The sequence below is a fragment of the Salibacterium aidingense DSM 18341 genome (genome assembly GCF_000429685.1).
In the GTDB taxonomy this organism is placed as follows: domain Bacteria; phylum Bacillota; class Bacilli; order Bacillales; family Marinococcaceae; genus Salibacterium; species Salibacterium aidingense.
The window spans coordinates 1-12,781 of the sequence record NZ_AUCI01000043.1 but is presented as its reverse complement, the minus strand read 5'-3'; the positions used below and the strand labels follow the sequence as shown (position 1 = coordinate 12,781).

The window sequence follows — 12,781 nt, the reverse complement described above, 5'->3', positions numbered from 1 at the left end:
TCCAGAAATTCCTCTAAACCGTAGTACCCGCCTTCCCGGCCGAGGCCGCTTTCTTTCATGCCGCCAAACGGCGCCTGCGGAACCGACGGCAGGCCGTCGTTGATGCCGACAATTCCGTATTCCAGCGCTTCGCTCAGCCGCATGGCCCGGGAAAGGTCACGGGTAAAGGCGTAGGCAGCGAGTCCGAAATCGGTGTTATTCGCCAGCCGCACCGCTTCGTCTTCGTCCCGGAACGTGGCAATCGGCGCAACCGGCCCGAAGGTTTCCTCCTGCATACAAAGCATGGTTTCGTCTGCTCCGGCGATGACAGTTGGCTCATAAAATCCGGGTTTTCCTTCCACCCGCGAGCCGCCGCTCAAAATCCGGGCTCCTTTTTCTTTCGCGTCGGCGACATGGGCTTCGACTTTTTCCAGGGCCGCTTCATTGATGAGCGGGCCGACGTCAACGCCCGTTTCAAAGCCGTCTCCGGCCTGCAGCTTCTGCACAGCGGCGGTGAATGTTTCTTCAAACGCTTCTGCAAGACTTTCCTGCACGTAAATCCGGTTGGCACAGACACACGTCTGGCCGGCGTTACGGAATTTGGATTGGATCGCGCCTTCCACCGCCTGTTCCAGATCCGCATCGTCCATCACGATGAACGGAGCGTGGCCGCCGAGTTCGAGCGAGACTTTTTTCATCGTCTGCGCTGATCCTTCCATCAGTTTTTTCCCGACCGGGGTGGAGCCGGTGAAGGTGAGCTTGCGAACCCGTTTATCGTCGAGCCAGGTTTGGCCGATCGCGGGGGCATCGCCGGTTACAACATTGACCACACCGGCCGGAATGCCGGCCTCCTCCGCCAGTTCCGCCAGCATCAACGCGGTCAGCGGCGTGTCTTCCGCCGGTTTGATGACGACCGTGCAGCCGGCGGCCAGCGCCGGTCCGACTTTCCGGGTAATCATCGCCGCCGGAAAATTCCACGGGGTAATCACAGCCGTCACGCCAACCGGCTGTTTCTGGACAACAATCCGCTTATCCGGGGCCGAAGCCGGAATCGTATCGCCGTAGATCCGTCTGGCTTCTTCGGCATACCATTCGATGAAGCTGTTGGCGTAGCCGACTTCCCCATAAGCCTCCTTATAAGGCTTGCCCTGTTCACTCGTCATCAACGAGGCCATGGCTTCCCGGTTGGCTTCGATCAACTCGTGCCATTTTTTCAACCGGGCTGCTCGTTCATTCGCCGTTTTGGCCGCCCAGGCCGGGAAGGCTTCCGCCGCCGCATCAACAGCTGCTTCCGCCTCCTTCTGTCCGGCAAACGGCACCGCAGCTACCGTTTCGCCGGTCGACGGATTCGTCACATCCATTTTATCCAGGCTGGTTCCTGTCCACGTCCCATTAATATAGAGTAAGTTTTTCATCTCGTCCTCCCTCTTTTTTCCTTAAGATTCCATCGCTGCCTGAATCGCTTCTTCCAACAGACTCATTCCTTCATGCAATTGTGCATCCGTGATGACAATTGGCATCAGCATCCGGATCACATTGCCGTAATTACCAGCGGCCAATACAAGCAGCCCACGCTTTTGTGCTTCTTTCACGACTTGTCCCGTTAATGCTTTATCCGGGGTTTTTTCCGTAGAATTACTGACAAGTTCGATCGCACACATAGCACCCAGCCCGCGGACATCGCCGATGCAGTCATACCTGTTTTTCCATTCATGAAATTGATTCATCACTGTTTCACCAATCTTAAAAGCCCGGTCATTAAGGTTTTCCTGCTCAATCACATCCAGCACTGCAAGAGCCGCAGCACATCCAATCGGGCTGCCGCTGTAAGTACCGCCGAGTTCTCCCGGAGAAGCAGCGTCCATGACCTCGGCCCGGCCGATAACGCCACTGATGGGCACGCCGGCCGCCATGGATTTAGACACGGTGATAAGATCAGGCACCACATCAAAGTGGTTGATGGCAAAGTAATCTCCGGTGCGGGTGAAGCCTGTCTGAATTTCATCCGCTACAAACATAATACCATGTTCTTCGCAGAAAGCCTTCACCCCCTGCACAAATGTTTGATCCGGAACGACAAAACCACCTTCTCCCTGAACCGGTTCCATTACTACAGCGGCTACCCGGTCCGGCGAAATTTCCTGTTCTATTACCCGTTTTACATGGCCAAGGGTATCCTCACTGTATTCCTGCTCTGTCATCGCGTCCGGTTTACGGTAAAAGTAAGGAAACGGCGCACGGTAAACCTCTGGTGCAAAGGGGCCGAATTCATATTTATAGGGCTTCACCTTTGCGGTCATCGACATCGTCATCAGCGTGCGGCCATGAAAACTGCGGGAAAACGTAACAACCGCCGGCCGCTTCGTATATTTTCGCGCCACTTTCACGGCATTTTCCACTGCTTCTGCCCCACTGTTTAGAAACATTGCCTTTTTTGCATGGTCTCCCGGAGACAATTGGCATAACCGTTCTGCCAATTCAATATACGATTCATACATCATCACATTAAAACCGGTATGAATAAAATCATCTACCTGATTCTTTATCGCATCAACAACTGTTGGATGACGGTGCCCGACATTGATGGTCCCAATCGCTCCCGCAAAATCAATAAACTGATTTCCATCCACATCTTCTACCATGGCACCTTCCGCTTGTTTTGTAAAACTTGGGTTCCCGTATCCAACACCATCTGGTATGACCCGGTGGCGCCTTTCCAATAAATCTTCTGCTTTTTTTCCGGGCAGGCTTGTTTTCATATTTGCAAAATTCATCCTCATCTCTCCCTTTCTTTTTCTTCATAATTATTAAATGCAATATTTATGCCAAAAGAAAGATTCTCCACAACACAGAGAATCCTTCTTCTTTTCACCAGCTTACGATTCTTTTTTAACTCAATTGAATCATTATCGATTCAATGATTATTGAAATTTCTAAATTTATTATTTTTTCATAAAAAGGGCCTCTTCTTTTAATGATTTTATAAACGAATAACACATCCCTAAAATGACGATAGAGAATGGAAGTCCTGCAACTGCTGAGATAGACTGCAAGGCAGACAAAGCACCGCTTAGAAGCAAAGCAATAGATAGTCCCGAAATCACCAACCCCCACAATACTTTACTCTTTGTGCTTGGCAGGGTGGAACTTTCACTATACATCCCCAGTACATAGACACTCGAATCGGCGGATGTTACAAAAAATATTATCAGAGAAATTACTGTCATTATGATCAGTAATGGGCTTAATGAAAATAATTCTAAAAAGTAGAATAAAGCCGAATCCATATCTTCTAATATTCGATTCGCTAATTCAGAGTTTTCTAAATTAATAATGTTGTATAGTGCACTTCCGCCGAACGTAGCGTACCACATCATCGTTGCAAGAGAAGGGACGAGCATGGCTCCTATGACAAATTGTTTTATTGTTCTTCCTTTCGATATTCTGGCTACAAACAAACCTACAAATACACCAAAGCTTATCGCCCAGCCCCAATAAAAGAAATCCCATTCGGCCTGCCACGTATAGTCATTCATGAAAGGTTCCAAATGGAAACTCATTCCAACAAAGTTTTCTATATATCCCCCTGTCGTTGAAACGAATACTTCCAAAATATTCATAGTCGGTCCTGAAAACAAAACCAAAATCATAATAGCCAGTGCCAGTACAATATTAATGTTTGAAAGCCATTTAATTCCTCTTCTAATTCCTGTACTGGCTGAAATAATAAATATTGCAGATAAGAATAGGATTAATACAATTTGATTCCCAGGTGTATTTTCAATACCCCAAACGTAATCAAAGCCTGCTCCCATCTGACGGGCCCCTAAACCAAGAGAAGTTGTAATGCCGCCTAAAACAGCAAAGATGGCAAGAATATTTATGATTTTCCCTGTGACCCCATGTATTTTGTCTCCAAGAATGGGATAAAACGCATAGTTAATTAAAGGCGGCGTGTTTTTTCGATACTGAAAATAAGCCATGATGAGACCTGTTATCGTATAGGCACCCCAACTGTGAAGTGCCCAATGAAAGTACGTATATTCCATCGCTGTTTTGGCTGCTCCCTGGGTTTCTCCTTCTCCTGTCGGCGGAGCCATATACATTAGCACCGGTTCTGCCACGCCCCAAAAGAATAAGCTAATGGCTAAACCTGCACTATACAGCATAGCTATCCAGGTAAAGGTATGAAACTCCGGCCGGTCTGCTTCTTTTCCTAATTTCAAGGAACCATATTTGGAAAAAGCGACTGTTATGCAAATAGTCACAAATAGCAAAGCAACCAGCATATAATACCAGCCAAAGTATTCTCCTATAAAGGAATATAGAATATATGATGCTGCTTCACTGAAAGTATCTGGAAAAATAACGCCGAATAACACTAAAGCAAGTGTGACACACAAAGCACTAACAAGCACAATATTTTTCATATAATTTCCTCCATTTTAGAATCAAGGGATAATCCAATGATCTTTTCCGCGTTTTGTCGTTACATATTCCGGCCAACGATAATGAATCGGCGGTTCATAATCGCAAAGAGGAGGCATCCAGGATTCCCCATTTATTCCGCCACATGTTCTCGCTTCAAATTCATCCTTTGCTTTTGTCAGTACTTCATTTTCATTTTTCAATAAGTCGATAATCGTCATTCCTACTGTTTCTGATGCCGTCATAATCATTGGATCAATGCATTCTCTCAATCCCCCCAAAGCATTCATTACCCAATCCGGATACTGAAAGTAACCAGAAGGTGATTTCAGCATCGGTCTTCCAATATACAATCTAACTGTCGGCGCATGCCAGCAGTATTCTGTATAATCATCAGAAGTAAAATGTTCCTGCCATGCCGGTAGCTCATTGCGCATTTTGGTTTCTGCTGCTTTTGGTGAAATTAACTGTTCAATTTCTTCTAGATACGGTTCCTCCATTTCAGGTATCCCTAAATTTCTTTGGATTTGCTGTGCGGTATCTATCGCTTTTCCTTTAAAACTTGGCGGTCCTGCTACCTCTAAATTTTTATAGGCTGCATTCGCCAAGGTGTGATTAGCTAGCCCTGGCCGTGACTTAGTTACCCAGTTTCTTTCCCAATTACAGTGAGAAGATTGCGCCGCACTTTCTGCATTCTTATCCAGGACCTGCACCACTTTTTCAGCAATCTCCACTGTCGGCACTCGGATGAAATAATAAATTTGTCCCATTTGTCCCGGAATATTATCAGCCGTAGCCTGACCAGTATTTAATATCGTTTCATTAATAGAAGCTCCCATGTTATTAGACAGCATATGTTCTCTGTTCATTTTAGAAAGAGTGTACATAGTGATTACCGCATCAGTAGCACCCGGAGCTCTTATGCCTGCATGTGCCGCAGGAATGGGACTTCCTCCGTCAGAGGCCTGCCACGTTTCCGGGGAGTCACAAGTGAAAGTATACATCACAGAATATGCTGCCCCGCAGTGTGTATCCCAGCGCGTTGTGTTGCATAACGGTATCATATAAAAGGGGTGAAAGCTGATGGCGGCATCCAGATCATTGTAATATCCCTTTGCGGCATGGATTGGTTTGGAGCCTCTTAATTTTTCTGCTGGCTCCCCAAAAAACTTTAACGTTCCCTTAATATCATTTTTTTCCATCCATTGTTTGGCAGCTAAAAATCCCCCAAGAGAACCGATCCCTAATGCAGAATGGGGATCTGTATGTCCAGCTGCGTAGGGACTTAAATCTCCTCTAGGTTGTTTGACAGTAGAAGCCGCCTGACAATTCCCGGGCACTGCATCGTATTCCGCGTACCCTCCTATAACAGGGCCTTCTCCATTCTTCCAAATTGCACAAAAAGCGGTAGGCATATCACCACTCGCCTCTTCTACTTCAAAACCTTCCTGCCTTAATTTATTAACATACCACTCCGCTGATTTATATTCTCTCCACGCTGGTTCCGCATACTCCCATATCACCTGATTCCAGTCTGAAAGGTTTTTAGCGTTGTCCTCCACCCACTGTATTACCTGCTGCTTTTCTTCTTTCATCTTCTGTCACCTCCATAAAATCAATACACTCTTTCTCCATTCACCCACGTTTCAACAACTTTACAATCTTTTAAGTCCTCCTCCTTCAGTTCATAAGGGTTTTTATCTAATACTGCCAGATCTGCATATTTTCCTTTGGTAATAGAACCTACTTTATCCTCAAGATGAAGAGCTTTCGCAGCTTCAATCGTATAGCCTTGAAGCGCTTCAGTTAATGTTATTTTGTGCCCTTCACCTACGGTGGTGCCATGTACCGTTTTCCTTGTAACCGCAGCATAAATGGCTTCCATCGGATAGGGCGGCGCTACAGGAGCATCCGAAGACAAAACTACCGGTATGTCAAACTGTTGAAACCATCCGTAAGGAGAGTAATGTCTGCCGTAATCCCCTACAGCTCTTACCACACCTTCTCCAAATTGCATGACGTGCTGTGGTTGAGGAACAGGGAATAGTTTGAGGTTTTTAATTTTTTCAATTTGTTCAAACGCTGGCAGACCGCAGTGTTCAATTCGATGTCTTCTTCCTTTATAAGGATGTTGGTGTTCCGCTTCTTCTGCCGCATCTATAACTACCTGTATCGCTCCATCACCCTGGGCATGAGTAATGGTTTGAAATCCTTGAGTATGAGCTTTTACGAACAATCTTTTAAACTCTTCCGGGGAATGATACAAGTAGCCTGATTTCTTCTCACTATCTTTATAACTTGTTGATAAATAGGCCGTGCCAGAGTTCAAAGAACCATCAGCATATAATTTTATAGATCCAATAGAAAGCTGATCATCTCGGAATTTCGATTGAAATCCAAGTTTTATTAATTCATCCATATAACTGGATAAAAAGGACATAACTACCCGGATTTTAAGATGATCTTTTTCTTTCGCTGTTTGATAGGATTCCATTTCTTGTTTGGTTACCTGTGGATCATTAATAGTCGTTATCCCGGAAGCAAGACATTCATTCTGTCCTGCTGTTATTAATGTTTGTAAATTTTCTGGAGTATCAGGCATGTGTATGTTTGGTCCATGACTTCCTATTTCCACCCCGTTCTCCTGGGCAAAATAATTATTCGCTGTATCAAACAGTTGACCATTTAATTGACCGTTTTTATCTTTACCTATCATGCCTCCTTTCGGTGTTTCACTGTCAGGATGAATATTCAGTTTATCGAGCATGTAAGAATTTACAACGTTACAGTGCCCGCTTACATGCATAATTTGTACGCCACGATCTTTGGCAACCTGATCCAATTCTTCCGCTTTGGGATACCGGCGCTCTTCGAGATTTCTTTGATCAAAACCAAATCCCCGGATGATAGTCTCTTCTGGATGCGCTTCTTTATATTCACTCAATACATTTAATAGATCCTGTATGTTTTTAACCTTGGGATAACTAATATCAATCCATGTGTGACACATTCCCAACATCATAAGATGGGCATGAGGATCAATAAATCCAGGTAGTAAACTTTTCCCCATCAAATCGATTTTTTCCACTACTTCGTCTCCAAAATATGATTCACAATATTCTAAAGTTCCTATTTCTACAATTTTTCCTCCTCTTATGGCAACTGCTTCGGCCCGTTCTTCTTTATCCATTGTCAAAATAGTTCCACCAAAAAATATTAGATTTTTGTTTATATTCATCTTTTTCCTCCTGTTTGAATTTACCTCAGTAAATTGCAATTACTATGCCAACTCTTTTATGCTCTGATGACAGGAGTAAAAGCTTTTCCATCCCGTCCTTTTATTCAAAAATGCATAAAAATTGGTGAATATATTGAAAAATCTCCAAAGATTCGAATTATTCATTTTAGAATAAACTATTTACTTTTGAATAAAATACTGTTTTGATTAGACTAAGGATGTAAAGGAGGGGTATTATGTGCGCCTGCCATCAAGACTGGGAAGATATTTTCACCAGCATTTATACAGATGCGATTATTACAAATCCTCACGGAATTATTATATACGCAAATGACTCCACTAAATATTGGTTTGGGCTTGATAAAGAAAAAATGGTAGGGAAATCTGTTTACGAATTAGAGAACCAAAAAGTCTTTTCCCCCTCTATTACCCGTCTTGTTTTGGAGACAATGAAAAAACAAACGACGATACAAGAAACCCAAACCGGGAAAAAACTTTTAGTAACTGGTGATGTGATCCGCGATGAAAACAACAACTTAAAAAATATTATTTGTTACGCGCAAGATATAACAGAACTGGAGCATTTAAAAAAACTTGTGAAAGATGTAGAACAGGAGTTACAACAAACAAAGATGGAGTTAAATGAGCTTCAGCATAATCAAGTGGTTCATCCTCTCATTGTAGCTCGCAGTGATAACATGCAGCGCGTAAAAAAAATGCTTAAAAAAGTAGCTCCCACCGATGCTGTCGTTTTATTGACAGGAGAATCAGGCGTGGGGAAAAGCATGCTGGCAGATTATATTCATCAAGAAAGCACAAGAAGGGGACAGTTTATTAAAATTGATTGCGGCAGTATTCCAGAACCTCTGCTGGAATCTGAGTTATTCGGGTATGAACCCGGCGCTTTCACTGGAGCCAACCGTTCAGGAAAGAAAGGGGTGGTGGAAGAAGCGAAAGATGGAACCTTGTTTTTGGATGAAATCGGAGAAATATCTTTATCTCTTCAGACTAAACTTCTCACATTAATACAAGATAAAAAATTCTACCGCATAGGAAACACCAAGCCCCAGAGCGTCAATTTTAGATTGATTGCTGCTACAAACGCAGACCTTGAGGAAAAGATAAAAAAGAAGCAATTTCGGGAAGATTTATATTTTCGTTTGGCAGTTATCCAAGCTGAAATTCCTCCATTGCGAGAGCGGCAGGAAGATTTAATCGATCTGGTCAAACAATTACTACTACACTTTAATAAAAAGTATTCTGAAAATAAGGTCTTGTCGCAAACAGCCTATAACGATCTTCTCCGTTATGAATGGAGGGGTAACATCAGAGAATTATCAAATGTCATGGAAAAATTAGTATTAACTACAGAAGAAAATGAAATAACAACTGAACATATACCAGACAAAATAAAATCTATTAGCATCGAAGAATCTTTTACAAATATTTTTGATCACACACTTCCGGAGCTGCTGCAAAAGAAAGAGCAGGAAGTCTTGCATGAAGCAATGAATTATTGCAGCACAACAACTGAAATAGCGGCACTGCTTGGGATCAGCCAACCCACAGTAGTAAGGAAATTACAAAAATATAAATATGAAAAGAGTCTCTATTTAAAAAATACTCCAAATAAAAGCAAGTAACTTAAAAACTGTTATACTCATTATTTGATTCTGTTATACTATTACCCTCTTCACTGACTAAAGAGTTTACTTTACAATTATTTCTGTTAACCTTTAATAAAATGACTGTTAAATTAGTTTCCAAAGCATTCCATCTTCCTTTTTCTCCAGATAATATTCTACGCACAGAATATTATCTTTTTTAGTTTTATGGAACTATAAACCTTTATTGTACTCTTTTATTTTTTTGTATTTTATATAACTTTATACCTAAAACCTATATATCATTTTAAAATTTTTTGAAAAAATAGACTACAATGATAAATAAATATAGCGCTTTCATTACCTTCGCGACAGTAATCTCCGCATCCTAAGCTGAATAATTAACATATGAAGTCAGGTTTGTTACAGTTAAAAGAACCTTAAAATGATACAGGTTGTTATTATCTATTAATACAGAAAAATTAAGAGGAGGTTTTTTAAGATGACAACCACTAGTGTCGAAACATTCAGTCAAAAAAACGTTCTCTTAAATGGAGAATGGAGAGAAAATGAAAACGGGAACCGTATCACCCTGGCTTCCCCTTCCAATGGGAAAGAAATCGGCAGCGTTCCGGCGCTTACGGAAAAGGAAGTGAATGAAGCGGTGGAAGCGGCCAACACGGCTCAAAAGGAGTGGGCCAAAACCGCACTGCATGAAAGAAAACAATTACTGTTCCGCTGGGCAGACAACTTGGTGGAAAATAAAGAAGTCATAGGCTCCATGATTATGCAGGAAGTTGCCAAGAAAAAGTCCTCTGCTATTGATGAAGTCGTCCGCACGGCGGATTTCATCCGCCATACAGCGGAAGAGGGGCTGCGGCTGACAGGTGATCTTTTAACCGGGGACAGCTATAACGGCGGTCCTGCGAGCAAAACAGCACAGGTTAGCCGCGTACCGCTCGGCGTCGTGCTGGCTATTTCTCCGTTTAATTATCCCTTGAACCTTTCCGCATCTAAAATTGCCCCTGCCTTGATGACAGGGAATGGTGTGGTATTCAAGCCAGCCACACAGGGATCCCTGAGCGGCATCATGATGATTGAAGCATTGGAGCAGGCCGGCCTTCCGGAAGGCCTTGTCAATATTACGACCGGCCGCGGTTCTGAAATCGGAGACGTTCTTGTTACACATAAAGGCATTGATCAGATTTCTTTCACCGGCGGCTCCGAAACCGGTGTCTCCATGTCCCAGAAAGCAGGAATGGTTCCGCTTGTCCTTGAGCTTGGCGGAAAAGATCCAGCTATTGTATTGGAAGATGCGGATTTGGATAAGGCTGCCAAAGAAATCACAGGAGGGGCCTTTTCCTACTCCGGACAGCGCTGTACCGCGATTAAAAGAGTGCTTGTCAAGGAAGAAGCAGCAGATGAACTTGTGGCTAAGCTGAAAGAAAAAGTAGAAGCCCTGGCAGTCGGGCAGCCGGAAGATGATGCTGACATCACCCCGCTCATCAATGAAAAAAGTGCCGACAATGTCGAGAGTATGATTGAGGAAGCCCTTGATCAAGGCGCCGAACTTATTTCCGGCAATGAAAGACAGGGAAATCTGCTGGCCCCCACATTATTGGATAAAGTAACGACCGATTCCCGGGTAGCCTGGGAAGAACCATTTGGTCCTGTACTTCCCATTATCCGCGTCAAAGGGGAAGAAGAAGCCATTCAAATCGCGAATGAGTCTGAATACGGACTGCAGGCCAGTGTCTTCACCCAGGATATTAATGCGGCCCACCGCATTGCCGACCAACTGGAAGTCGGCAGCGTCCAGTTAAACGGGAAAACATCCCGCGGCCCGGACCACTTCCCCTTCCTCGGTGTAAAAAATTCCGGCCTGGGGGTTCAGGGCGTGCGTTACAGTCTGCTTTCCTTAAGCCGCGAAAAGGTCAAGGTCCTCAACGAATAAGCACTAACGGCTAAATACTGAAACTGGAACTCTAAAACCCTAAGATATCAATAAAAAACATACTAAGATTAGTGGGTAAGGTCATCGACGGGTGGCTTTACCCACTATTTATTTGAGATATAGTGAGAAGGGAAAGAAAGCCCGACCAAAGCCTCAAGGATTGCGAATCCGAACAAAAAATCGGGTTTCTTCCCTTTCATTTTTGAATCAGGTTTAAGTATGTTGGGGCCATAGAGCTCGTGTATAGGAAATTAGAATCGAAATGAGTAGGGGAAGATCTTTCAAAACAATAAGGAGAGAGGGAGAGTAGTGGCATTAATCATTGCTTTAGACATTTCAATGGGGAAAAGCTACAAAGTCTTATACGATGGTCAAACGTGTCTTTCAGAAGGAGAATTTCTTCATAATAGGAGCGGTTTTCAAGTACTGCTTGATGAAATTAGCAGCCTCTCAGAAGAACCTATTCTCGTTTTTGAATCAACTGGTATTTACTCCAAACCAGTAGAAACTTTTTGTCAAAAGAATCATTTGAAGTACTGCTTATTAAACCCTCTTGAGGCAAAAAAGCAACTAGAACAAGGAACGCTCAGAAGCTGGAAAACAGACAAACAGGATGCTCATAAATTAGCACAAACTCACCAACGAAATGACCGGCCAGAAAAAATCCAACAATCAAACATTTATCATGAAATCCGTGATCTTTCTCGGTTTTATCAAGAAATGGAAGAGGAGATAAAACGAACACGGATGTACTTGCATCATGCCATCCAGTTAAGTTTTCCTGAGCTGGAGCGATTCTTTACAAGCAGGGTTACACTTTATGCCTTAACCCTTATAGAATTATTCCCCCATCCAGAACTTGTCCTACAAACGAGTAAAACAAAAATCAAAAACCTTCTGAGGAAAAGTACCGCCAAAAAGATTTCGGAAAATCGAGCCAAGGAAAAGGCTAGTCAAATGATCGACTACGCTTTGGAATCTTATCCAGCTGTGTCCCCACACAGTGTTCAAACTCAAAAAGTTCAATATTATGCACGACAATTGCATTACCTCTTAGAGGAGAAAGAACAAGTTTCTGAACAATTGATTGCCAACACCAAACAGCTTTCAGAGTTTAAGATCCTTACAAGTTTCCCAGGTATTGGTGAAATTAGTGCAGCGCTTCTTATTGGTGAAATTGGCGACCTTTCCCGCTTTTCAAATCATAAAAAAGTGAACGCCTTTATGGGTATTGATATTAGAAGATTCCAATCCGGAAAATATAAAGGTCAAGATCGCATTAACAAACGAGGCAATCCAAAAGGAAGGAAAATTTTATACTTCATTGTTCGGAATATGATTCGCCAACAAAAAGCAGCGTCCAATCATATCGTGGATTATTACTATAAATTAAAAAAGCAACCTAATCCCAAGAAGGATAAGGTTGCCACTGTAGCTTGCATGAACAAGCTATTGAAATGTATCTATTCCATGGTCAGGAATAATACAAAGTACGATTACTCGCACGCGGTCTCTATGGACCAGTAATATATTAATATTATACCACGTATGCCTCCGTTTTAAAAAATGAATTACTGA

General features: G+C 43.0%; 8 protein-coding genes. 3 read left to right on the top strand and 5 right to left on the bottom strand.

Translation table 11 applies throughout. The features are described from left to right. The 5 genes from G475_RS0121560 to G475_RS25975 form a co-directional block, all read right to left on the bottom strand. A partial coding sequence (locus G475_RS0121560; RefSeq protein ID WP_026703026.1) for an NAD-dependent succinate-semialdehyde dehydrogenase occupies positions 1–1,394 on the bottom strand: 1,394 nt, incomplete at its 3' end. A gap of 21 nt (positions 1,395–1,415) precedes the next feature. Beyond that, the gene (gene gabT, locus G475_RS0121555; protein ID WP_407636221.1) at positions 1,416–2,759 is read right to left on the bottom strand and encodes a 4-aminobutyrate--2-oxoglutarate transaminase; all 1,344 of its coding nucleotides are present in this window, start codon (positions 2,757–2,759) and stop codon (positions 1,416–1,418) included. 162 nt (positions 2,760–2,921) lie between these two features. Continuing rightward, on the bottom strand, positions 2,922–4,409 hold the full coding sequence (locus G475_RS25980) for a BCCT family transporter (RefSeq protein ID WP_035712385.1): 1,488 nt from the start codon (positions 4,407–4,409) through the stop codon (positions 2,922–2,924). Between the two features lie 21 nt (positions 4,410–4,430). After that, positions 4,431–6,002 carry a zinc-binding metallopeptidase family protein gene (locus G475_RS0121545; RefSeq protein ID WP_026703024.1) on the bottom strand — a complete coding sequence of 524 codons (1,572 nt, stop codon included), beginning with the start codon at positions 6,000–6,002 and terminating at the stop codon, positions 4,431–4,433. 20 nt (positions 6,003–6,022) lie between these two features. Next, complete coding sequence (locus G475_RS25975) at positions 6,023–7,645, bottom strand: amidohydrolase (RefSeq protein ID WP_051302819.1); 1,623 nt, start codon at positions 7,643–7,645, stop codon at positions 6,023–6,025. 236 nt (positions 7,646–7,881) lie between these two features. Between G475_RS25975 and G475_RS0121535 the strand changes: the two genes are divergently transcribed. The 3 genes from G475_RS0121535 to G475_RS0121525 all read left to right on the top strand — a co-directional run bounded on the left by G475_RS0121535 (position 7,882) and on the right by G475_RS0121525 (position 12,730). After that, positions 7,882–9,288, top strand: a complete 1,407-nt coding sequence (locus G475_RS0121535) for a sigma-54 interaction domain-containing protein (RefSeq protein WP_026703023.1) — start codon at positions 7,882–7,884, stop codon at positions 9,286–9,288. Between the two features lie 463 nt (positions 9,289–9,751). After that, entirely contained in the window at positions 9,752–11,203 is a 1,452-nt protein-coding gene (locus G475_RS0121530; RefSeq protein WP_026703022.1) for an NADP-dependent glyceraldehyde-3-phosphate dehydrogenase, read from the top strand. A 309-nt stretch (positions 11,204–11,512) separates the two neighbouring features. Next, complete coding sequence (locus G475_RS0121525; protein ID WP_026702953.1) at positions 11,513–12,730, top strand: IS110 family RNA-guided transposase; 1,218 nt, start codon at positions 11,513–11,515, stop codon at positions 12,728–12,730. The last annotated feature ends 51 nt before the right edge of the window (positions 12,731–12,781 follow it).